This window comes from Micromonospora mirobrigensis (genome assembly GCF_900091555.1).
GTDB classification, from domain to species: domain Bacteria; phylum Actinomycetota; class Actinomycetes; order Mycobacteriales; family Micromonosporaceae; genus Micromonospora; species Micromonospora mirobrigensis.
Window position 1 is genome coordinate 332,188 of sequence record NZ_FMCX01000001.1, and the last position, 21,508, is coordinate 353,695.

General features: G+C 74.2%; 19 protein-coding genes. 7 read left to right on the forward strand and 12 right to left on the reverse strand.

Translation table 11 applies throughout. The features are described 5' to 3' along the window. The first annotated feature begins 18 nt into the window (after positions 1 to 18). Positions 19 to 1,041 carry a glycosyltransferase gene (locus tag GA0070564_RS01585; RefSeq protein ID WP_091601423.1) on the forward strand — a complete coding sequence of 341 codons (1,023 nt, stop codon included), beginning with the start codon at positions 19 to 21 and terminating at the stop codon, positions 1,039 to 1,041. A gap of 68 nt (positions 1,042 to 1,109) precedes the next feature. On the opposite strand, the gene GA0070564_RS01590 is transcribed toward GA0070564_RS01585, so the two are convergent. From GA0070564_RS01590 to GA0070564_RS01600, 3 genes are all read right to left on the reverse strand, one after another. Further along, complete coding sequence (locus GA0070564_RS01590) at positions 1,110 to 1,832, reverse strand: glycosyltransferase (protein ID WP_245669780.1); 723 nt, start codon at positions 1,830 to 1,832, stop codon at positions 1,110 to 1,112. Between the two features lie 399 nt (positions 1,833 to 2,231). Beyond that, the gene (locus GA0070564_RS01595) at positions 2,232 to 4,118 is read right to left on the reverse strand and encodes an O-antigen ligase family protein (protein ID WP_091601427.1); all 1,887 of its coding nucleotides are present in this window, start codon (positions 4,116 to 4,118) and stop codon (positions 2,232 to 2,234) included. Beyond that, on the reverse strand, positions 4,115 to 5,992 hold the full coding sequence (locus GA0070564_RS01600; protein WP_091601429.1) for a trypsin-like peptidase domain-containing protein: 1,878 nt from the start codon (positions 5,990 to 5,992) through the stop codon (positions 4,115 to 4,117). Before GA0070564_RS01600 ends, GA0070564_RS01595 begins: the two co-directional genes overlap by 4 nt. A 129-nt stretch (positions 5,993 to 6,121) precedes the next feature. Between GA0070564_RS01600 and GA0070564_RS01605 the strand changes: the two genes are divergently transcribed. From GA0070564_RS01605 to hutH, 6 genes are all read left to right on the forward strand, one after another. Continuing rightward, complete coding sequence (locus GA0070564_RS01605; protein WP_091601431.1) at positions 6,122 to 6,973, forward strand: MurR/RpiR family transcriptional regulator; 852 nt, start codon at positions 6,122 to 6,124, stop codon at positions 6,971 to 6,973. Between the two features lie 12 nt (positions 6,974 to 6,985). Next, positions 6,986 to 8,641, forward strand: coding sequence for a urocanate hydratase (gene hutU / locus GA0070564_RS01610; RefSeq protein ID WP_091601433.1), 1,656 nt, complete (start codon positions 6,986 to 6,988; stop codon positions 8,639 to 8,641). Then, positions 8,638 to 9,837, forward strand: coding sequence for an allantoate amidohydrolase (locus GA0070564_RS01615; RefSeq protein ID WP_091601436.1), 1,200 nt, complete (start codon positions 8,638 to 8,640; stop codon positions 9,835 to 9,837). Before hutU ends, GA0070564_RS01615 begins: the two co-directional genes overlap by 4 nt. A 151-nt stretch (positions 9,838 to 9,988) precedes the next feature. Continuing rightward, positions 9,989 to 11,350, forward strand: a complete 1,362-nt coding sequence (locus tag GA0070564_RS01620; protein WP_091601438.1) for a formimidoylglutamate deiminase — start codon at positions 9,989 to 9,991, stop codon at positions 11,348 to 11,350. Next, positions 11,347 to 12,519: an imidazolonepropionase gene (gene hutI, locus GA0070564_RS01625; protein ID WP_091601440.1), complete on the forward strand. Its 1,173-nt coding sequence runs from the start codon at positions 11,347 to 11,349 to the stop codon at positions 12,517 to 12,519. Before GA0070564_RS01620 ends, hutI begins: the two co-directional genes overlap by 4 nt. Then, positions 12,507 to 14,045: a histidine ammonia-lyase gene (gene hutH, locus GA0070564_RS01630; protein ID WP_091601442.1), complete on the forward strand. Its 1,539-nt coding sequence runs from the start codon at positions 12,507 to 12,509 to the stop codon at positions 14,043 to 14,045. The genes hutI and hutH overlap by 13 nt, the downstream gene beginning before the upstream one ends. A gap of 378 nt (positions 14,046 to 14,423) precedes the next feature. Here hutH and rdgB read toward each other — a convergent pair whose 3' ends face one another. The 9 genes from rdgB to GA0070564_RS01675 form a co-directional block, all read right to left on the reverse strand. Further along, on the reverse strand, positions 14,424 to 15,044 hold the full coding sequence (gene rdgB / locus GA0070564_RS01635; protein WP_091601444.1) for an RdgB/HAM1 family non-canonical purine NTP pyrophosphatase: 621 nt from the start codon (positions 15,042 to 15,044) through the stop codon (positions 14,424 to 14,426). Continuing rightward, positions 15,041 to 15,769, reverse strand: coding sequence for a ribonuclease PH (gene rph / locus GA0070564_RS01640; protein WP_091601446.1), 729 nt, complete (start codon positions 15,767 to 15,769; stop codon positions 15,041 to 15,043). Before rph ends, rdgB begins: the two co-directional genes overlap by 4 nt. Positions 15,770 to 15,868: 99 nt before the next feature. Further along, positions 15,869 to 16,615: an MBL fold metallo-hydrolase gene (locus tag GA0070564_RS01645; protein ID WP_091601447.1), complete on the reverse strand. Its 747-nt coding sequence runs from the start codon at positions 16,613 to 16,615 to the stop codon at positions 15,869 to 15,871. Between the two features lie 234 nt (positions 16,616 to 16,849). Beyond that, the gene (locus GA0070564_RS01650; RefSeq protein ID WP_091601449.1) at positions 16,850 to 17,815 is read right to left on the reverse strand and encodes a PLP-dependent cysteine synthase family protein; all 966 of its coding nucleotides are present in this window, start codon (positions 17,813 to 17,815) and stop codon (positions 16,850 to 16,852) included. An 11-nt stretch (positions 17,816 to 17,826) separates the two neighbouring features. After that, positions 17,827 to 18,216, reverse strand: a complete 390-nt coding sequence (locus GA0070564_RS01655) for a MoaD family protein (protein ID WP_091601451.1) — start codon at positions 18,214 to 18,216, stop codon at positions 17,827 to 17,829. A gap of 67 nt (positions 18,217 to 18,283) precedes the next feature. Next, complete coding sequence (locus GA0070564_RS01660; protein ID WP_091601453.1) at positions 18,284 to 18,772, reverse strand: M67 family metallopeptidase; 489 nt, start codon at positions 18,770 to 18,772, stop codon at positions 18,284 to 18,286. Between the two features lie 55 nt (positions 18,773 to 18,827). Continuing rightward, the gene (locus GA0070564_RS01665) at positions 18,828 to 19,328 is read right to left on the reverse strand and encodes a DUF2017 domain-containing protein (protein ID WP_176730576.1); all 501 of its coding nucleotides are present in this window, start codon (positions 19,326 to 19,328) and stop codon (positions 18,828 to 18,830) included. A gap of 61 nt (positions 19,329 to 19,389) precedes the next feature. Further along, positions 19,390 to 19,680, reverse strand: coding sequence for an ATP-dependent Clp protease adapter ClpS (gene clpS, locus GA0070564_RS01670; RefSeq protein ID WP_091601458.1), 291 nt, complete (start codon positions 19,678 to 19,680; stop codon positions 19,390 to 19,392). 115 nt (positions 19,681 to 19,795) lie between these two features. Then, entirely contained in the window at positions 19,796 to 21,373 is a 1,578-nt protein-coding gene (locus tag GA0070564_RS01675) for a P-loop NTPase family protein (RefSeq protein ID WP_245669781.1), read from the reverse strand. Between the last annotated feature and the right edge of the window lie 135 nt (positions 21,374 to 21,508).

Genomic DNA, 21,508 nt, shown 5'->3' on the forward strand with positions numbered 1-21,508 from the left:
ACTCTGCTAGGAGAACAGGTGACCCATCCCGCCGATCCGGCCGGCCCCACCCACCCGTTGCGGGTGCTCGCGGTGACGAACCTCTGGCCGGAGGATCCCACCAGCTATCGGGGGATCTTCGTGCAACGCCAGGTGACCGCCCTGCGGGCGCTCGGACACCAGGTCGACGTGGAGGTCATCGCCCAGTCCCGGGGCAAGCTCGACTACCTGACCGCCGGCCCCCGGGTGCGCCGCCGGGTCGCCGAGGGTGGCTACGACATCGTCCACGTGCACTACGGCATGGCCGCCCCGGCAGCCCGGCTCGCCAACCACCCGGCGACCGTGCTGTCGCTGTACGGCAGCGACGTCAACGTCCCCCGGCAGCGGATGATGACCAAGGTCGGTTGGGGTGGCACCCGGGCCCGGATCTACGTCTCGCACCGGCTCGCCGAGACCGCCGGCGACGCCGAGGGCGACATCATCGCCAACGGGGTGGACTTCTCCTTCTTCCGGCCGGGTGACCGGGCGGACGCCCGGCGCCGCCTCGGCATCCCGGAGGGGGCCCGGGTGGTGCTCTTCGCCGCCGACCCGGCCCGGCAGGTCAAGGGGTACGACGTCTTCCGGGACGTGCTGGCGGAGCTGCACCGGCGGGACCCGGCGGTGCGGGAGCTGGTCCTGCACGCGCCCGGCCAGTTGCAGACCGACCTGGTCCGCAAGTTCGACGCCGCCGACCTGCTGCTGTTCACCTCACGGCGGGGCAAGGAGGGGTCGCCGACGGTGGTGAAGGAGGCCACCGCGATGGGGCTTCCCGTGGTGTCGGTGGACGTCGGTGACGTGGCCGAGGTGCTGGCCGGCGTACGCCCGGGTGCGGTCGTCGGGTTCCCCGACGGGCCGGTCGAGGGGGAGAACCGGCAGCGGCTGGTGCTGGAGCTGGCCGACCGGGCGGCCGAGGTGCTGCGGGACGGGCGCCGCGCCGACGGGCGGGAGCGCAACGCGTGGCTGGACGAGCGGCTGGTGGCGCAACGGATCGACGCGGTGTACCGGCGGGTGCTGGCCCGCTGACCGGCCCACCGGTGCCGTCCGAGGCGGGGACGGCACCGGTGGGCCGGGTGGTCGCGACCCCGGAGTCCTCAGCGGCCCACGGCGGTGACCAGCGCCTTGCCGAGTTCGCTCGCCGAGCGGACCAGCATGATGCCCAGGGCGGGGCCCGGGACCCGGGTCGGACTGTACGTCCTGATCAGCCGGTTCCAGACCCGCAGGCCGGCCAGCCGCTGCCGGCTGATGTTGGTGTCGTGCCGGTGGAACCGCACCACCGGGTGCGCCAGGTGGACCAGGTGCACGCCGTTGGCGAGGGCGCGGAGCACCAGCTCCACGTCCACCTTGATCGGGGTGCCCTCGTCGTACCCGCCGATGCCGGCGAGCAGGTCGCGTTCCATCGACATGCCGGAGTGCTTGAACGGCAGGCGGGGGCGGCTGAGCACCGACCAGAGCATCCGTCGCGGCGAGTCGAACGACGGCAGGTGGATGACCCGGCTCCCCGCGGCGGTGAGCTCCTCGTAGTCGGTGTAGATCCAGCGCGCCCCGGTGCGGTCGAACTGCTCGTGGATGCGGCTCAGCCCGTCGTGGGCCAGCTCGTCGTCGGAGTCGAGGACGGTGACGTACCGGCCGCGGGCCACCTGCAACGCGGTGTTCCGGGCGGCGCTGATCCCGGCGGGCGGTTGCCGGACCAGCCGGATCCGGTCGTCGGCGAGCAGGCCCGCGGCGGCCAGCCCCTCCTGCACCGGGGTGGCGGAACCGTCGTCGACGATCACCACCTCGAAGTCGGCGAAGCCGCCGGACAGGACGCTGCGCACGGACTTGACCAGCAGCTCGGGGCGGTTCCGAACGGCGATGCAGACCGAGATGGCCGGCGTGGTGGGTGGGGTCCGTCCATGGTGGCGGGCGTTGGCCGGTGCGACCTGCCGGGCGGCGGCGTGGGGCGCCGGGGCGTGGGTCGACGCCTGAGGGCGGACATCAGGGGGTCGCACCATCATGGACCGGCGTCACCGGCCGCCGTGATCGCGTTCTGGGCCTGGTCGTCCCGTGCGTCCATACCTCTCGTCGCCCCCGTGTGCGTTGTCGGGACGACGCCGCACCGGCCGGACGCCGCACCGCAACGGCAGCGGGCAGCATCCGATCGACGCGCGTCGTCACATGGCAAAGCGGATTCTATGCACCGGTCCGGCGGGCCGAGTTCCGCCGAACGGTCCGTGTCAGCGTCGGTCGGCGCCCCACGGCGGTCGCTGCTCCGGTCCGGGGTCGTCGGCCCGTCCCGGCCCGGCGCCGGGGCGGGGCGCATCGTCCCAGGTCGGCGTCGGTGCCGGGCGGCGGGACCGTCGGGCGACGTCCAGGATCTCGTCGGTGGTGAGGATGTGGGTGCGGGCGTCGGTGTCGCCGGAGCGACGGATAACCGACAGCATCTCGGTGGGGGCGGTGTAGACCGACGCGGCCTCCTCCCGCGAGCGCCGGCACGCCCACCAGGCCAGGCCGATGATCGTCCACAGCAGAGCCGGCAGCAGCGGGTCCTCGAAGGCGGGTGACAGGAAGGCCACGAAGCCGGCGAAGACCATCGCGGCGATCCCCCACACCACCGGTGCGGACGGCGGTGGGCCGTCGGGGTTCCGGCGCCGGGAGGTCGCGGCCAGCAGGGGCCGGACGACGAAGAAGAGCCAGACCAGGAAGGCGATCAGCCCGAGGATGCCGGCCTCCATGGTGAGGTGCAGCCAGAACGAGTCGATCTGGACCGCCTGGAAGCCGTACCGGTTGAAGCCCTTGGGGCCGAACTTCGGGTTCTTGTGCCACTGCGGGTTGTTCTTCTCGGCGACGACGCCACCGAACTGACCGATGCCGAAGCCGAGCAACGGCTGCCGGGGCAGGATGTCGGCGGCCTGCTGGAGATAGAGGACCCGGATCTCGCGTACCGGCGCCGGTGACGGGCTGGCCGCCGGGCGCGACGGCGCCGCGGTCACCGCCGGCGTACGACCGCCGGAGGGCTTCGGCTTCGGGGAGGCGGTCCGGCTGGCCGACGGCTTCGGCTTCGGTGAGGCCGACCGGCTGGCCGAGGGCTTCGGGCGCGGCGAGGGCGACCGGCTGGCCGAGGGCGCGGCGGCCTTCCCCGGGGATCCGGTGGCGGTCGCGGGGGCGGCCCGGTGTTCGCTGCCGGCCGGGTGGAGGAAGCCGCTGAAGGCGTTGCCCACCCGCCGCTCCCACTCGGCCCGGTTGTCGGGGCGGGCGGCGATCTGGGCGGCGGTGCAGAGCACCAGGACGAGGCAGACGGCGAGCACCCGGCGGGCGCTCCCCCGCACCAGGATCGCGATCAGCACGGCGGCGCCCAGCACACCGAGCAGCGACTCCCGTGACTGGCTCGCCGACAGCGCCAGCGCCACCACGCCGGCCACCGCCCACCAGGCGGGGCGGACCGAGGGCCGGACCGCGACCCAGGCGACGAAGCCGAGCAGGGTCAGCCCGAGCAGGTGCCCGAGGTGGTTCGGGTGCGGCTGGAGGCCCTGCGCGCGGCTCTGTTCCGCCCAGGTCATGTCCACCCAGCCCAGCGCCCGGTAGGCCGGTGCACCGACCACCATCTGCACCAGGGCGAAGAGCACGTTCAGGCCGACCACGGCGGCCACGACCTGGAGCAGCCGGCGCACCATCCCGGCTTCCAGGTCGGCGGCCCGCAGGGCGTAGAAGACCAGCACCCCGCGGAAGTAGACGAAGAGCGCCTGACCCATCAGGCCGGCCGACGAGTCGTTGACCAGGCCGGCGAGCACCATCACCAGGCCGAGCACGACCAGGGCGAGGTCGGCTCCGGTACGGAACCGGTGCCAGAGCCGGTCGACGGCGACCCTGGCCACGGCCAGCCCGGCCAGCGTCAGGTAGAGCAGGGTCTTGAGCTGCTTCGGCCACTGGGCCGCGTTCTCCAGGTTGACCCGGGGGTCCTCGCTGGTCGGCCCGGTGAGCACCTGGGCCCAGGTCTCCACGAGGACGTGCACCAGCAGGATCCCGACGACCACGACGATCGCCACCGACAGCAGGTGCGACAGCGAGCGGGTGGGGCCGGCGGCGCGGCGGGCCGGCGGCAGGGTGGTGGCGGTGGTGCTCACCCGCGTCGCCTGGCGCGCGACACGACCAGCAGGACCAGGACGACCAGCAGCGCGCTGCCGGCGCCGACGAGCAGCCAGCGGGCCCAGCCGGGGCGGCCGGACGGTTCGCCCTCCAGCTGCCGCCGGTTGTCGGCGTTCTGCCGGTAGGAGCCGGCGAGCTGGTTGTCGGGCACCTGCCGCGCCACCGTCCCGAGCTGGTCCACGGCGCTCGGGTAGCGGCCGGTGAAGTAGGCGTCCAGACCGGACCGGTAGAGGCGGTCGGAGTCGCCCGGGCCGGCCTGCACCCCGGCGTCGCCGAGGAGGCCGGAGAAGGCCGACGCGGGCAGCACCACCCGGTTGGCCCGGTCCGGCCGGGCGAGGTCCTGGTCGAGCATGCCGACGACCCGGCCGGCCGGGTCGACGGCGATGCCGCCGTACGAGGTGTTGCCGAGGTCCTCGCCGATCCGCCACATGGACAGGTCACCCCGCCGGCCGGTGCCGGCGATCTTGGCGAACAGGGTGCGCGGCCGGTAGGTGGCGGCCCGGAAGTCGGAGTCGGTGGTGGCGAAGCCGAGGATCAGCAGGTTGCCGACCCCGGTGACGTCGGCGCGGGTGTCGATCTCGGCGACGGGCAGGTTGCCCCGCTCCAGCTTGACCAGCGCGACGTTGCCGGTCTCCTCGGTCTGCGCCGCGACCACCTGGCCGGGGATGGCGGGGCTGTCGGTCACGTTGCCCTTGGCCTCGCCCAGCTGCGCGTACAGCTGGGCGCTCGGGTCGGTGCCGGTGTCCACGCCGGTGAACCGGGTCCGCTCCAGGTTCGTGGTGATGTAGCCGTCCACCTGGGCGTCGGTGAGCTTGCCCTCCCGGACCATCATCCGGGCCACCGCGTCCAGGGCGATCCGGCGCGCGTACTCCTCACCGGGCTTGACGCAGGAGCTGCTGGTCAGCGCGTGTCCGGCGGTGTCGACGACGAAGCCGGTGCAGCGGCGGCTGAAGACGATCGGGGTGGTCCGCACCGGCCGGTTGGTGGTCCGGTCGCGGAGGTATCCGGTGAAGACCGACTCGATGAAGACCAGCGACGGTCCGGCCACGGCGATCGCCCGTTCCTGCGGGCTGCCCGGCGCGAAGTCGGCCCACGGCCGCAGGCCGGGCTGCGTCAGGGCCGTGGTCGGGAACTCGGTCACCGGCCCCGGCGCCTGCGCCCCGGTGTCGTCCCCACCCGCGGTGAGGCCGACGCCGCCGACCGCGGCGAGGATCCCGAGCACCAGCGCGGCGACCGTGAGCCAGGTGGCGCCGTCCCGGGCGGTGCCGCCGCCGGCCGGCGTGGGCTGGATGCGGCGGGCGGGGTGGGCGAACGGATCGGTGGCCGGCGGGCCGGACACCATGGACGGTGCGGGTGACTGCGGCGCCTGCTGCGGCACGGTGGTGCCCTGCTGCGGGGTGGCGGTGGCGGCGTGCATCGCCCACGGCAGTTGCGGCGGGCCGGAGGTGGGGGCCGGTGAGCCGGACGTGGGTACGCCGGAGACCGGTCGCGGCGGCTCGGTGACGGCGCCGGTGGCGGGGATCAGCACGGTGGCCTGCGCCTCCGCCGGGTGCAGGTCCATGCCGAGGGTCTGGAAGAGACGCTGGGCGCCCAACCCCTCCTCGGAGGGGTACGCCACCCAGGGCTGGGCGGCGTTCAGGTCGGCGTTGACATAGCGGGGGCCGGTGGGGGTCTGGGCCATCGTGTTGGCGGCGTTGGCGAACGCCTGCCGCCACGGTGGATCGTTGGCCGCGGCGCCTTCCAGCACCGCCACCGTGACCAGCCGGTCCTGCCCGTCGAGGGCCCACCAAGCCGTACCCACCTGACAGACGCCGAACGCCTCGGTGAATCTGTACGGACCTACCGGCTGCATGCCAAGACTCCTCTGCTCGCCCGCCGTGCGGATAGTACAGAGAAGGGGCTCACCTTCTCGCCCGTGGTCCGTGGGCCGGGAGCGGGTGGACGCTTGCCCGCTGAAAGTTTTCATGCATAGAGTCACGGCATGAATGAAGGAGGGGTCGCCACGGCGCCGGACCGGGTGCTCGACCTGTTCCACGGCATCCGGCTCACCCCGACCCAGCGGCGGATCGCGCACTGCCTGGTGCAGCACGCCGCCGCCGCGGCGTACCTCTCCGCCGCCGAGGTGGCCGAGCTGGCCGGGGTCAGCCAGCCGTCGGTGACCCGGTTCGCGGTGGCGCTCGGCCACGACGGCTACCCGGCGCTGCGCCGCCGGCTGCGGGAGATCGCCCCGACCGGCGTGCCCGACGGCGGGAGCGCCGGCAACGAGCTGCAACGGGCCGTCCGCGCCGAGATGGGCAACCTGGACCGGCTCGCCGGTGAGCTGGGCGACCGGGAGCGGATCGCCGAGGCGGGCCGGCTGCTGGCGGCCAGCCGGCCGCTGCCCGTGCTGGGGCTGCGCGCCGCCGCGCCGCTGGCCGCCTACTTCGCCTACTTCGCGGCCAAGGTGCACCCCGACGTGCGGGTGCTCGACGACGGCGGCAGCCTGCTCACCGACCGGCTGGAGCAGGCCGCCGCGGCCGGCGCGACCACCCTGCTCGCGCTGGTCCTGCCCCGCTATCCCCGGGAGACCCTGGACGCGCTGCGGGAGGCCCGCGACGCCGGGCTGACCGTCGTGGCGATCACCGACTCCCCGGTCAGCCCGGCCGCCGAGTACGCCGAGCTGGTCCTCCCGGCCGCCGTCGGCACCGGGCTCGTCTTCGACCTGCACACCGCCCCGATGACCCTGGCCATGGTGGTGCTCCAGGCGATCTGCGACGCCACCCCCGCCGAGACCCAGGCCCGGCTCGAGGCGTTCGAGTCGTCCGCCGCCCGCCGTCAGTTGTTCCTCGGCTGAGAGGAGTACGAGATGCACCAGCCCGTCCGCGCCGCCCGCGGCACCACACGCACCGCCAAGGGGTGGCCGCAGGAGGCCGCCCTGCGGATGCTGATGAACAACCTCGACCCGGAGGTGGCCGAGCGCCCCGACGACCTGGTGGTCTACGGCGGCACCGGGAAGGCCGCCCGGGACTGGCCGTCGTACCACGCGCTGGTGCGGACGCTGACCGAGCTGCGCGACGACGAGACCATGCTGGTGCAGTCCGGCCGCCCGGTGGGTGTCATGCGTACCCACGAGTGGGCGCCCCGGGTGCTGCTGGCCAACTCCAACCTGGTCGGCGACTGGGCCACCTGGCCGGAGTTCCGCCGGCTGGAGTCCCTCGGCCTGACCATGTACGGCCAGATGACCGCCGGCTCGTGGATCTACATCGGCACCCAGGGCATTCTCCAGGGCACCTACGAGACGTTCGCGGCGGTGGCCGAGAAGCGGTTCAACGGCTCGCTGGCCGGGACGCTGACCCTCACCGCCGGCTGCGGCGGGATGGGCGGGGCGCAGCCCCTCGCGGTGACCATGAACGGCGGCGCCTGCCTGATCGTCGACGTGGACCGCACCCGGCTGGAGCGGCGGGCGCACGACCGCTACCTGGACGAGGTCGCCGACGACCTGGACGACGCGGTGCGGCGGGTGCTCGCCGCGAAGCGGGACCGGCGGGCGCTCAGCGTCGGCGTGGTCGGCAACGCGGCCACCGTCTTCCCCGAGCTGCTGCGCCGGGGCGTCGCCATCGACGTCGTGACCGACCAGACCAGCGCGCACGACCCGCTGTCGTACCTGCCGGAGGGGGTCGAGCTGGGCGACGCGCGGGACTACGCGGCGGCCAAGCCGGCCGAGTTCACCGACCGGGCCCGGGCGTCGATGGCGAAGCACGTCGAGGCGATGGTCGGGTTCCTCGACGCCGGGGCGGAGGTCTTCGACTACGGCAACTCGATCCGCGGCGAGGCGCGCCTCGGCGGGTACGAGCGGGCCTTCGACTTCCCCGGCTTCGTGCCGGCGTACATCCGGCCGCTGTTCTGCGAGGGCAGGGGCCCGTTCCGCTGGGCGGCCCTCTCCGGCGACCCCAAGGACATCGCGGCCACCGACAAGGCCATCCTCGACCTTTTCCCCGAGAACGAGTCCCTGGCCCGGTGGATGCGGATGGCCGGCGAGCGGGTCGCCTTCCAGGGCCTGCCGGCGCGGATCTGCTGGCTCGGCTACGGCGAGCGGGACAGGGCGGGGGTGCGGTTCAACGAGATGGTCGCCTCCGGTGAGCTCTCCGCGCCGGTGGTGATCGGCCGGGACCACCTGGACTGCGGCAGCGTGGCCAGCCCCTACCGGGAGACCGAGGCGATGGCCGACGGCTCCGACGCGATCGCCGACTGGCCGCTGCTCAACGCGCTGGTCAACACGGCCAGCGGGGCGTCCTGGGTCTCCATCCACCACGGTGGCGGGGTCGGCATCGGCCGCTCCATCCACGCCGGGCAGGTCTGCGTCGCCGACGGCACCGCCCTGGCCGGCCAGAAGATCGAGCGGGTGCTCACCAACGACCCGGCGATGGGCGTGATCCGGCACGTCGACGCCGGCTACGACGACGCCCGCGAGGTCGCCACCCGCACCGGCGTCCGGGTGCCGATGGCCGAGGGAGCCTCATGACGGACCTGACCGCCCGGTTCCGGGAGCTGTGGGACGAGATCGCCCCGGTCGGGCGGGACGCCGGCAGCGGCGGCTACCTGCGCTACGCGCTGACCGACCCGGAGCTGCGGCTGCGGGAGTGGTTCCGGGGGCAGGCGCGGACCCGGGACATGGCGGTGACCGAGGACGGCAACGGCAACCTCTTCGCCTGGTGGGGTGACCCGGACGCCGGGGACGCGGTGCTCACCGGCAGCCACTTCGACTCGGTGCCGCACGGCGGGGCGTACGACGGTCCGCTCGGCATCGTCAGCGCGCTGCTCGCCGTGGACGAGCTGCGGGCCGCCGGGGTCACCCCGGTCCGGCCGGTCGTGGTGGCCGCGTTCGTGGAGGAGGAGGGGGCCCGGTTCGGCGTACCCTGCCTGGGGTCGCGGCTGCTCACCGGCGAGATCGCGGTCGACCGCGCGGCCGGGCTGCGCGACGCCGCCGGGGTGAGCTTCGCCGAGGCGCTGGGTGACCGGCCGGCGGGCGCCGACGCGGGCCTGCTCGGCCGCTTCGCGGCCTTCGTGGAGCTGCACGTCGAGCAGGGCCGCGCGCTGGTCGACCAGGCCGCGCCGGTCGCGGTGGCCAGCGCGATCTGGCCGCACGGCCGCTGGCGCTTCGACTTCCACGGCGAGGGCAACCACGCGGGTACGACCCGGATGGCCGACCGCCGCGACCCGATGCTCACCTACGCGTTCACCGTGCTCGCGGCGAACAAGGAGGCCCGGCTGCGCGACGCGCACGCCACCGTGGCCCGGGTGGCCGTCGAGCCCAACGCCACCAACGCGATCCCGGCGAAGGTCACCGGCTGGCTGGACGCCCGGGCGGCCGAGGCGACGACCCTGGACGGCCTGGTCGAGGCGGTACGCGCCAAGGCCGCCGAGCGGGCGAAGCGGGACGGCACCGGGCTGACCTGCACCCAGGAGTCGGCCACCCCGCTGGTGGCCTTCGACGGCGGGCTGGCCGACCGGCTGGCGAAGCTGCTCGACGCGCCGGTGCTGCCCACCGGGGCGGGACACGACGCCGGGGTGCTCGCGGCGCACCTGCCGACCGCGATGCTCTTCGTCCGCAACCCGACAGGGGTGTCGCACTCCCCCGCCGAGTCCGCCACCGACGCCGACTGCGCGGCCGGGGTGACCGCCCTGGCCCGGGTACTGGAGGAGCTGGCATGTCGGTGAGTCCGGCCCGGTCGACCGGGCCGACGGCGGCGGGCCGGGGCCGGGCGGAGGGGAACGCGTTCTGCGCTGTCGAGCTGATGTCGCAGACGATTCGGCGCGGCCATGATCGGGTGATGTCGCAGACGATTCAGCTCGACAGGGAGTCGACACCATGACCGCCACCCGCTGGCTCGCCGAGTACGCCTGGCTGCCCGAGCACGCCGAACCCACCCCGGACGTGCTGATCGAGGCGGTGGACGGCCGGATCACCGCGGTCACCCCACTGGTCGGGGGCGGCGCCCCGGCGGCCGGGGTGGAGGTGCTCGGCGACGCCGTACGACTGCCCGGGCTGACCCTGCCGGGGCTGGCCAACGCCCACTCGCACGCCTTCCACCGGGCGCTACGCGGGCGTACCCACGCCCGCCGGGGTGACTTCTGGAGCTGGCGGGAGGCGATGTACGCCGTCGCCGGCCGGCTCGACCCGGACTCCTACCTGGCCCTGGCCCGGGCCGCGTACGCGGAGATGGCGCTCACGGGGATCACCTGCGTGGGCGAGTTCCACTACCTGCACCACGGGCCGGACGGGACGCCGTACGACGACCCGAACGCCATGTCGGCGGCACTGGTGGAGGCCGCCGCGCACGCCGGGATCCGGCTCACCCTGCTGGACGCCTGCTACCTGACCGCCACGGTGGACGGTGCGCCGCTGGCCGGGCCGCAGCGCCGGTTCGGCGACGGCGACGCGCTGCGCTGGGCGGAGCGGGTGGCCGCCTTCGCGCCGGAGGACGACCACGCCCGGGTCGGCGCGGCGATCCACTCCGTCCGGGCCGTGCCCGCCGAGCAGCTGGCCACCGTGGCGAACCTGGCCGACCGGGCCGGGGTGCCGCTGCACGTGCACCTGTCCGAGCAGCCCGCCGAGAACGACGCCTGTCGGGCGGCGCACGGGGTCACCCCGACCCGGCTGCTCGCCGAGCACGGGGTGCTGGGCCCGCACACCACGGCCGTGCACGCCACCCACCCCACCGGCGCCGACGTGGCGCTGCTCGGGGAGAGCCGCACCGGGGTCTGTCTCTGCCCCACCACCGAGCGGGACCTGGCCGACGGGATCGGCCCGGTCCGGCGGCTGGTCGAGGCGGGCAGCCCGCTCAGCCTGGGCAGCGACAGCCACGCCGTGGTGGACCTCTTCGAGGAGGCCCGGGCGGTGGAGCTGGACGAGCGGCTGCGCACCCGCCGGCGGGGCCACTTCACGGCCGCCGAGCTGCTGCACGCCGCCACCGTCGGCGGGCACGCCGCGCTGGGCTGGGGCGACGCCGGCCGGCTCGCCGTCGGCGACCGCGCCGACCTGGTGACGGTACGGCTGGACAGCGCCCGTACCGCCGGGGTGCCGCCGGTCGGGGTGTTCTTCGCGGCCACCGCCGCCGACGTCACCCACGTGGTGGTCGACGGGCGGACCGTGGTCGCCGAGGGCCGGCACCTGACCGTCGACGTGCCCACCGAACTGCGGGACGCGATCGCGGCGGTGACCCTCCCATGAGCAGCCTGCTGGTGGACAACATCGGTGAGCTGGTCACCAACGACGCCCGCCCCGGCGACCCGCTCGGTGTGCGCCGCGACGCCGCCCTGCTCGTCGAGGACGGGGAGGTGGCCTGGGTCGGGCCGGCCCGCTACGCACCGGCCGCCGACCGGCGACTCGACGCGCAGGGGGCCGCCGTGCTGCCCGGCTTCGTGGACAGCCACGCCCACCTGGTCTTCGCCGGGGACCGGGCCGCCGAGTTCGCCGCCCGGATGGCCGGCGAGCCGTACACCGGGGGCGGCATCCGGACCACCGTGGGCGCCACCCGCGCCGCCTCCGACGACCAGCTGCGGGCCACCGTGCGCCGGCTGCACGGCGAGGCGATGCGGCAGGGCACCACCACCATCGAGATCAAGAGCGGGTACGGCCTCACCGTCGCCGACGAGGCCCGGTCGTTGCGGATCGCCGCCGAGTTCAGCGAGGACACCACCTTCCTCGGCGCCCACGTGGTCCCCGCCGAGTACGCGGACCGCCCCGACGACTACGTCGGGCTGGTGTGCGGGCCGATGCTGGCCGCCGCCGCACCGCACGCCCGGTGGATCGACGTGTTCTGCGAGCGGGGCGCCTTCGACGTCGACCACACCCGGGCCATCCTCGCCGGCGGGCAGGCCGCCGGCCTGGGGGTGCGGGTGCACGCCAACCAGCTCGGCCCCGGGCCGGGCGTACGACTCGGGGTGGAGCTGGGTGCGGCCAGCGTCGACCACTGCACCCACCTGACCGGCGCCGACGTGGACGCGCTCGCCGGCTCGGCGACGGTGGCCACCCTGCTGCCCGGGGCGGAGTTCTCCACCCGGTCGCCCTACCCGGACGCCCGCCGGCTGCTCGACGCGGGGGTGACCGTGGCGCTGGCCACCGACTGCAACCCCGGGTCGTCGTACACCTCGTCGATGCCGCTCTGCATCGCCCTCGCCGTACGCGAGATGCGGATGACCCCGGCGGAGGCCGTGTGGGCCGCGACGGCCGGCGGCGCGCGGGCGCTGCGCCGCGACGACGTCGGGGTGCTGCGGCGCGGCGCCCGGGCCGACCTCATGATCCTCGACGCGCCGTCCCACCTGCACCTGGCCTACCGGCCCGGTGTTCCGCTGATCCGCCAGGTCCTGCACAACGGAGTGCCGCAATGTCCTCACTGACCGTCCAGTCCACCGGGATCACCCCCGCCGACCTGCTCGCCGTCGCCCGGGGCGGCGCCAAGGTGGTGCTCGACCCGACCGCCGTCGAGGCGATGACCGCCAGCCGGCGCATCGTCGACGGCATCGAGGCCGCCGGCCGGCCCGTCTACGGGGTCTCCACCGGCTTCGGCGCGCTGGCCAACACCTTCGTCGCCCCGCAGCGGCGGGCCGAGTTGCAGCACGCTCTGATCCGCTCGCACGCCGCCGGGGTGGGCGCCCCGATGCCGCGCGAGGTGGTCCGGGCGATGATGCTGCTGCGGGTCCGGTCGCTGGCGCTGGGCCGCTCCGGGGTCCGCCCGCTGCTCGCCGAGGCCCTGGTCGACCTGCTCAACCACGACGTCACCCCGTGGGTGCCCGAGCACGGTTCGCTCGGCGCCTCCGGCGACCTGGCTCCGCTGGCGCACTGCGCGCTGGTGCTGCTCGGCGAGGGGTGGGTGCTGGGGCCGGCCGGCGAGCGGCTCGACGCCGCCGACGCGCTGCGCCGGGCCGGGCTCGCCCCGGTGTCGCTGGCGGCCAAGGAGGGGCTGGCGCTGATCAACGGCACCGACGGCATGCTCGGCATGCTGCTGCTGGCGATCCACGACGCCCGGCACCTGTTCGCCATGGCCGACGTGACCGCCGCCCTGGCCATCGAGGCGATGCTCGGCTCGGAGCGGCCGTTCCTGCCCGAGCTGCACGCCATCCGCCCGCACCCCGGCCAGGCCGCCTCGGCGGCGAACATCCACAAGCTGTTGCAGAACTCGGCGGTGATGGACTCGCACCGCGACGACCTGGCGCACGCCGTGCAGGACGCGTACTCGATGCGCTGCGCCCCGCAGGTGGCCGGGGCGGCCCGCGACACCCTGGACTTCGTCGAGACGGTGGCCGGGCGGGAGCTGCTGTCGGTGGTGGACAACCCGGTGGTGCTGCCCGACGGGCGGGTCGAGTCGACCGGCAACTTCCACGGCGCGCCGCTCGGCTTCGCCGCCGACTACCTGGCCATCGCCGCCGCCGAGGTGGGTGCGATCGCCGAGCGCCGGGTGGACCGGCTGCTCGACGTGGCCCGCAACCGGGAGCTGCCGGCGTTCCTCTCCCCCGACGCCGGGGTGAACTCCGGCCTGATGATCGCCCAGTACACGGCCGCCGGGATCGTCGCGGAGAACCGTCGGCTCGCCGCGCCCGCCTCGGTGGACTCGCTGCCCACCAGCGGCATGCAGGAGGACCACGTCTCGATGGGCTGGGCGGCGACCAAGAAGCTGCGCACCGTGCTGGACAACCTGACCAGCCTGCTCGCGGTGGAACTGCTGGCTGCCGTACGCGGGTTGCAGCTGCGCGCCCCGCTGGAGCCGTCGCCGGCCGGGCAGGCGGCCGTGGCGGCGCTCGCCGCGGCGGCCGGCGAGCCGGGACCGGACGTGTTCCTGGCCCCGGTGATGGAGGCCGCCCGGGCGGTGGTCGCGGGGCCGCAACTGCGGGCGGCGATCGAGCGCGAGGTGGGCCCGCTGGCCTGACCGGGATCCGCCGCGCCCGTGTGCGCCCGGGCGGACGGAGCCACGGGCGACACCGAGAGTGACGAAGGGTGGAGGCTCACCCTTCGTCACCTCCGGCGCCCGGTGCGATAGAACCCCCACCCCGCTTTGCTCTGCTGCACCATACGCAACACGGCCCTGAGCAGGAACGATGGCTCCGGTCGACCGGCGGCACGATCAACTACCGGTTGCCGTGCGTGCCTGTTGCGTCCGTGGCAGCAGAGCAAAGCGTCCGGTGTGGTGGGTTGCTCCCCGGCCGGTCGGTCACGAGGTGTAGCAAAATTGCGCTCCCGGTGAACGGCGGAACCGGCGTCGTCGAGCTGCGCCACGAACAGCCGGCCCACGCGTACGCTCGACGGCTCAGCCGGCGTTCGGCGGGAGCACCTTCGCGACCAGCTTCGCCAGCTCGCGCAGCGCCTTGCCGCGGTGGCTGATCGCGTCCTTCTCCTGCGGGATCAGCTCCGCGTTGGTCCGCTCCTGACCGTCGCCGAGGAAGATCGGGTCGTACCCGAAGCCGCCCTCGCCGCGCGGCGCCCGCAGCAGCCGGCCGGCCTGGCGGCCGTCGACCAGGTGCTCCTTGCCGCCCGGCAGCACCAGCGCGACCGTGCAGACGAACGACGCGGCTCGGTGCTCGTCGGGCAGGTCGGCGATCTGGTCCAGCACCAGCTGGAGGTTGGCCTGGTCGTCGCCGTGCGAGCCGGCCCAGCGGGCGCTGAACACCCCCGGCATGCCGTTGAGCGCGTCGACGGCCAGACCGGAGTCGTCGGCGATGGTCGGCAGGCCGGTACGCCGGCAGCCCTCCCGGGCCTTGATCAGCGCGTTCTCGCCGAAGGTGAGGCCGCTCTCCGGCAGCTCCGGATATTCCTCGACGTCGTCCAGGCCGATCAGGGCGACCCGGTGCGCGCCGAGCGCGCCGTCGAGGATCCGCTGCAACTCGACGAGCTTCTTGCGGTTACGGGTGGCGAGCAGGACCTTGTTCATGATGCGAGTGCCTTCCGCTGCGCCTCGGCCAGTTCCATGCAGCCCAACGTCGCCACGTCGAGCAGGGCGTCGAGCTGGGCCCGGGAGAAGACGCCGTCCTCGCCGGTGCCCTGCACCTCGACGAACTCCCCCTCGCCGGTGCAGACCACGTTCATGTCCACCTCGGCGGCCACGTCCTCGGTGTAGCAGAGGTCCAGCCGGGGCTCACCGGCGATGATGCCGACGCTCACCGCGGACACCGACCGGTGCATCACCTTGTCCACCCTGCCGGCCAGCGCCTTGCGCCCGGCCAGCCAGGTCACCGCGTCGTGCAGCGCCACGTACGCGCCGGTGATCGCCGCGGTGCGGGTGCCGCCGTCGGCCTGGAGCACGTCGCAGTCGAGCACGACCGAGTTCTCGCCGAGCGCCTTGAGGTCGATGCTGGCCCGCAGGCTGCGCCCGATCAGCCGGGAGATCTCGTGGGTCCGGCCGCCGATCTTGCCGCGCACGCTCTCCCGGTCCGAGCGGGTGTTCGTGGCCCGGGGCAGCATCGCGTACTCGGCGGTCACCCAGCCGAGCCCGGAGCCCTTGCGCCAGCGGGGGACCCCCTCGGTCACGCTCGCCGTGCAGAGCACCCGGGTGCCGCCGAACTCGACGAGCACCGAGCCCTCCGGGTGGGTGCTCCAGCCCCGGGTCAGCGTCACCGGTCGGAGTTGGTCGGGTTGCCGCCCGTCAGGTCGCGCCATGCCTGCACCCTATGCGGTGCGATGATCGACCGGTGCCCGGGTGCCCCGCCTGCGGTGGATCAGCCCGGTAGGCGGCGATTCCGGTCGGGTCCGCCGAGGTCAGACGTCGTAGCCGGCGCCGGGCCGGACGACCTCCAGCGGGCCGGCGTACGCGGCGGCGGCCGACTCGACCGTGTGCGCTTCGCTGCCCCACGCCGCCACCAGATGGGTCAGCAGCAGCCGGCCCACCCCCGCCTTGGTGGCGAACTCGCCGGCCTCCCGGCCGGTCAGGTGCAGGTCGGGCGGGTTGTCCACACCGTCGAGGTAACTGGCCTCGCAGAGGAACACGTCGGCGTCCTGGGCCAGCCGCAGCAGCGCCTCGCAGGGCGCGGTGTCGGCGGAGTAGCAGAGCACCCGACCCTGGTGCTCCAGCCGCACCCCGTACGTCTCCACCGGGTGGTTCATCCGGTCGACGGTGACGGTGAACGGGCCGATCGGGAAGGTGCCCGGCTGGAGGCCGTAGAACTGGTAGACGTCCTCGAGCGTGCTGTCCTCCTGCCCGTACGCGGTGGTCAGCCGGTCCGGCGCGCCGGACGGGGCGTAGACCGGCAGCGGCGGATACGGGCCGTCCGGGGCGTACCGGCGGACCACCACGTAGTTGAGCGCGTCGAGGATGTGGTCGCAGTGCAGGTGGGACAGGAGGATGGCGTCGGGGGCGTGCAGCCCGGCGTAACGCTGGAGGTTGGACAACGAGCCGGGGCCGAAGTCGACCAGCAGCCGGAAGCCGTCCGCCTCGATCAGGTAGGCCGAGCAGGGGGACTCGGGGCCCGGGAAGCTCCCGGCGCAGCCCAGGACGGTTAGTCGCATCCGGTCGCCCTATTGTCACGCGCCGTAGTCGCCAGCCCGGCCCTCGTGCCGCCGATGATCTCTACCGACGCGTACGCCACGCTGCGCAGCCTACGCTCCGTCGACGGCCAGCCAGAATCATCTGGCCGAAGTTGTCATCAAGGTGACACAGGGTCGGGGTCACCGGGCGTATCCGGCCCGGCCCGGAGCGCAGCGGGCCGGCCGGGCGTGCCCGGCCGGCCCGTCGCTGCCCGGTCAGGCCCAGAGCTGGCCTTCCAACGCGTCCTCGGCGTCGGCGAGGGTGCCGCCGTACGCGCCGGTGGAAAGGTATTTCCAGCCGCCGTCGCAGACCACGAAGGCGACGTCGGCGGCCCGGCCGTCCCGCACCGCCTCGTGTGCCACGGCGAGCGCGGCGTGCAGGATCGCGCCGGTGGAGAAGCCGGCGAAGATCCCCTCCACGTCGACCAGCTGACGGGTACGCAGCACGGCGTCCCGGGTGCCCACCGAGAACCGGCGGTTCAGCACGGTCGCGTCGTAGAGCTCGGGGACGTACCCCTCGTCGATGTTGCGCAGGCCGTAGACCAGCTCGCCGTAGCGGGGCTCGGCGGCGACGATCTGGATGCCGTCGACCTTTTCCCGCAGGTAGCGTCCGGTGCCCATCAGGGTGCCGGTGGTGCCCAGTCCGGCCACGAAGTGGGTGATCGTGGGCAGGTCGTGCAGCAGCTCGGGACCGGTGGTCTCGTAGTGCGCCCGGGCGTTGGCCTCGTTTCCGTACTGGTAGAGCATCACCCAGTCCGGGTGCTCCGCCGAGATCTGCTTCGCGGTGGCGACCGCCTGGTTCGAACCGCCGGCCGCCGGCGAGAAGATGATCTCCGCGCCGTACATCCGGAGCAGCTGGACCCGCTCGGTGGAGACGTTCTCCGGCATCACGCAGACCAGCCGGTAACCCCGCAGCTTGGCCACCATGGCCAGCGAGATGCCGGTGTTGCCGCTGGTCGGCTCCAGGATGGTGTCACCCGGCCGGAGCCGGCCGCCCTCCTCCGCCGCGCGGACCATGAACAGGGCCGCCCGGTCCTTGATGCTGCCGGTCGGGTTCCGGTCCTCCAGCTTCGCCCAGAGCCGCACCGGCGGGGCCCCCTCGGGCACCGTCGGCGAGAGCCGCGGCAACCCCACCAACGGGGTGCCGCCACACGCGTCGAGCAGGCTTTCGTACCGCGCCATGGTGACCGCCCTCAGCGGGCGGCGACGGCCGCGTCGCGGGCGGCGACGGTCGCCGCACGGTGCTGGCTGATCGCGGCCGCCGCGGCACGGTGCTGGCTGATCGCCGCGGCGGCGGCGAAGCCGAACGCGCCACCGGCGACGGCCGGCAGGATGGTGACGCTGTCACCGTCGTTGAGCTTGGCGTCCAGCGCGCCGAGGAAGCGGACGTCCTCGTCGTTGACGTAGACGTTGACGAAGCGGTGCAGCGCGCCGGCCTCGGTGACCAGCCGGCCCTTCAGCCCGGCGTGCCGGGAGTCGAGGTCGGTGAGCAGGTCACCGAGGGTGTCCCCGGCGCCCTCGACGACCTTCGCGCCGCCGGTGTAGCTGCGCAGGATGGTGGGGATGCGAACTTCGATGGCCATGGTGACGTCCTCCTGGAACGGGTGTGCCGCGGTGACGGGAAGGAAGAGGGTGAACGGGCGCTGGAGGTCAGCGGCCGGAACACTCGTAGTCGACCGTCGCCGGGCTCTGCCCGAACATGTAGGACTGGACGGCGTGCGGGTCCACGGCCGGCTCCACGATCCGCACCGGCTCCTCGGTGACCACGCCGTCGACGATCCGGAAGGAGCGGATCTCCTCCGTGTCCGGCTCACGGGTCGACACGAGCAGGTAGTGCGCTCCCGGCTCACCGGCGAAGGAGATGTCCGTCCGGGACGGGTAGGCCTCGGTCGCGGTGTGCGAGTGGTAGATGACGACCGGTTCCTCGTCGCGGTCGTCCATCTCCCGCCACACCCGCAGGTGCTCCATCGAGTCGAACTCGTAGAACGTCATCGAGCGGGCGGAATTCTCCATCGGGATGTGCCGGGTGGGGGTGTCGCTGCCCACGGGACCGGCGACCACGCCGCACGCCTCGTCCGGATGGTCCCGGCGGGCGTGGGCGACGATCGCGTCGACGATCGACCGGTCGATGCTCAGCACGTCGGCAAGCCTAGCGCCTGAGCCACCCGGGCCGCGAGGTGGCGACCCTCACCACTCAGTCGACCAGGGCGTTGAGCAGGGATTCCTGGAGATATCCGAGATACGCGTAGACCGATAGTTGGAACACCCGGGACGAGGTGGGGTCGAGGGCCATCGCCTCGTCGAGCTCCTCGCCGAGGTCCGTGCCGTCGGAGATGTCGAGCCGGACCCCCATCGCCAGCCGGGCGTCGTTGAGCGCCCGCAGCCACGCCTCGGCCGCCTCGGCGTCGAGACGTACCTCACCACCGGCGTCGGTCGTGTCGGGCAGCGCGGCGAGGATCGCCCCGGCCTGATCGATCTTGGCGGTCTTCAGGTCGCCCTCGGTGTAGCGGCGGAACTCGGCCGTACCCGCGGAGTCGTCCGGGTAGACCTCCGGGAAGAGCCGGCCGACCACCGGGTCCCCGTGGTCGAAGCCGTCGGTGAGCAGGCCGACCACCTCGCCGGCGACCTTGCGCAGCACCCGCACCTCGTCGACGGCGAAGCTGGCGACGTACCGCTCGCCCTGGCGGTGGAACATGCTCACAGCGCCACCCCTGATCGCGACCGCGGGGCTCGCAACACCGGCTCACTCCTCGCGCTCACGACCGGTCCACCGTCGCCCACAGCCCGTACGCGTGCAGCTGCGACGCGTCGTGCTCCATCCGTTCCCGGGCGCCGGTGGAGACCACCGCGCGCCCCTTGTGGTGCACGTCCAACATGAGCTTCTCGGCCTTCTCCCGGCTGTAGCCGAAGCATTTCTGGAAGACCCAGGTCACGTACGTCATCAGGTTGACCGGGTCGTCCCACACGATCGTCACCCATGGCCGGTCGGAGACCGGCACCTCTTCGGTGTCCGGCGTCTCGACCGGTGCAACCTGCGGAGCCGCCATGCCCCCCATCGTGCCACCGGACTCGGCGAACCGATGAACCGGAACGCCGGGTGGGTCGGGATCGGCGCCCCGGGCGGCCGGAACGGACCCCCTGCCCGGGTGGGCGGCGCCGCGCTCAGGCGAGCAGGATGCCGTGGTCGATCGCATCCGCGAGCACCGTGGAGATCGAGAGGCGGATCACCTCGAACCGGCGGGAGACCTCGCGGGTCAGTTCCAGCTCGACCTCGCGCAGCGCCCGCTGCGCCCAGGCCCGCGCGCCGCCCGGGTCGTCGTTGACCGGGCTGCGCCAGTGCTGCCAGCAGCCGCCGGAGAGGGCCACCGCGATCGGCGGCAGCGCCTCCGCACGCGGGGCACCGGGTGAGCCGGCCAGCGCGTCGATCGCGCCCGCACCGGCCAGGCCGGCCACCCCCGCGGTGCTGGTGACCAGGAGCACCCGGTCCAGCTCCTGCCCGGCGACGTGGTCGGCCAGTTCCCAGCGCACCGCGGTGACGATCCGCCGACGCACCCCCTCGGCCAGCGGCGCTCCGAGCACCTGGCCCGCCGCCTCGTCGAGCAACCGGCGTACGGCCAGGTCGCACTGGGCGGTGGCGAGCGCCGACAGCGCCTCCATCTCGCGGTCCAGCAGCTGCGGCAGGCCGGCGCACCCCACCCCGAAGACGATCTCCTGCACGACTCGCAGGTGCACGTTCGCCAGCTCCAGGGCGAGGTCCTGGCGGATCCGCTGGGCGCAGGCGCGGGCCTGCCGCTCCAGCTGGTCGGCCCATTCGCCGCGGGCCGCCTCCGATGCCACCGGCACCCGCCCGTGCTCGCCGGCCAGCACCGGCGGCTCGACGCTGGCCCGGCGCAGCCCCTCGCCGGCCGACCAGCCGACCAGCGCCCGCTGGAGGGCGGGCAGATCCGGCCGTCGGGCCGGGAACCACTGCGCGCCGGCCAGCGCCGGCACCGCGGCGAGCAGGGCGGCCCGGTGCGCCTCGGCGCTCAACTCGACCCCGTCGGTGGGGGCGACGGGCCGGACGGGCGGCGGGACGGACGCCCCCGTGTCCCCCGTCGCCGCGCCGTCCGGCCCCGGCTCCCAGTCGGCCGCCCCGGGGGTGACCACGAAGAAGACCTCGACCGCCGAGCGGGAGATCTCGGCCAGCAGGTCCAGCTCGGCGGCGCTGAACGCCTGGTCGGCGGCGATCACGAAGAGCAGCGCGCCACCCCGGCCGGTGGCGTCGAGCAGCAGCCGACCACCGGCCACGCCCAGCGAACCGGTGTCCGGGGTGTCCAGCACGGCGAAGTGCCGCAGCAGCGGCACCGGCAGCCCCAGCTCCACCCGTCGCGGCGGCCGGGCCAGCGCCGGACCGGCCGCCACCTGGTCGGCGCCGTACCCCAGGGGCTGACGGTAGCCCGGCACGTACGCCGCCCGGGTGGCCTCCCGGGCGTGCCGGACCACCAGGCAGGCGCCGGGTGGGACGGCGAGCATGCCGGTCGGCTGGCCGAGCAGGGCGGCGAGCACCTCCTGCCGGCGGGCGCCGGCCGGCCCGGCGGTCACCACGGCGAGCGGCTCGTCCGGTCCGGGCGCCGTCACGCCGAGCCGGGCGGGTAGCGGTACGCAGCGCGGCAGCTCGATCGTCGTCTCGTCGTCGTCGTCGACGGCAGCGGCGGCGGCGGTCTCCGACCGGTAGACCGTGGGAAGGGGACGGGGCTTCATCCGGTGCCCTCCGGGAGGGGCGGCCGTGGGCGGTCGCGTGGACATGTCCGGTGGTGAGGACCGGATGACGAAAGCCTACGGAGCGGGATCGCGCCGCGACGATTACCTCCGGTACTCACCAGTAACGGCAAGACT

Bases quoted from the DNA above. Each gene is read 5' to 3' on its own strand.
- GA0070564_RS01600 (WP_091601429.1), bottom strand. From the start codon at position 5,992: ATGCAGCCGGTAGGTCCGTACAGATTCACCGAGGCGTTCGGCGTCTGT.
- GA0070564_RS01605 (WP_091601431.1), top strand. From the start codon at position 6,122: ATGAATGAAGGAGGGGTCGCCACGGCGCCGGACCGGGTGCTCGACCTG.
- hutU (WP_091601433.1), top strand. From the start codon at position 6,986: ATGCACCAGCCCGTCCGCGCCGCCCGCGGCACCACACGCACCGCCAAG.
- GA0070564_RS01615 (WP_091601436.1), top strand. From the start codon at position 8,638: ATGACGGACCTGACCGCCCGGTTCCGGGAGCTGTGGGACGAGATCGCC.
- GA0070564_RS01620 (WP_091601438.1), top strand. From the start codon at position 9,989: ATGACCGCCACCCGCTGGCTCGCCGAGTACGCCTGGCTGCCCGAGCAC.
- hutI (WP_091601440.1), top strand. From the start codon at position 11,347: ATGAGCAGCCTGCTGGTGGACAACATCGGTGAGCTGGTCACCAACGAC.
- hutH (WP_091601442.1), top strand. From the start codon at position 12,507: ATGTCCTCACTGACCGTCCAGTCCACCGGGATCACCCCCGCCGACCTG.
- rdgB (WP_091601444.1), bottom strand. From the start codon at position 15,044: ATGAACAAGGTCCTGCTCGCCACCCGTAACCGCAAGAAGCTCGTCGAG.
- rph (WP_091601446.1), bottom strand. From the start codon at position 15,769: ATGGCGCGACCTGACGGGCGGCAACCCGACCAACTCCGACCGGTGACG.
- GA0070564_RS01645 (WP_091601447.1), bottom strand. From the start codon at position 16,615: ATGCGACTAACCGTCCTGGGCTGCGCCGGGAGCTTCCCGGGCCCCGAG.
- GA0070564_RS01650 (WP_091601449.1), bottom strand. From the start codon at position 17,815: ATGGCGCGGTACGAAAGCCTGCTCGACGCGTGTGGCGGCACCCCGTTG.
- GA0070564_RS01655 (WP_091601451.1), bottom strand. From the start codon at position 18,216: ATGGCCATCGAAGTTCGCATCCCCACCATCCTGCGCAGCTACACCGGC.
- GA0070564_RS01665 (WP_176730576.1), bottom strand. From the start codon at position 19,328: ATGTTCCACCGCCAGGGCGAGCGGTACGTCGCCAGCTTCGCCGTCGAC.
- clpS (WP_091601458.1), bottom strand. From the start codon at position 19,680: ATGGCGGCTCCGCAGGTTGCACCGGTCGAGACGCCGGACACCGAAGAG.
- GA0070564_RS01675 (WP_245669781.1), bottom strand. From the start codon at position 21,373: ATGAAGCCCCGTCCCCTTCCCACGGTCTACCGGTCGGAGACCGCCGCC.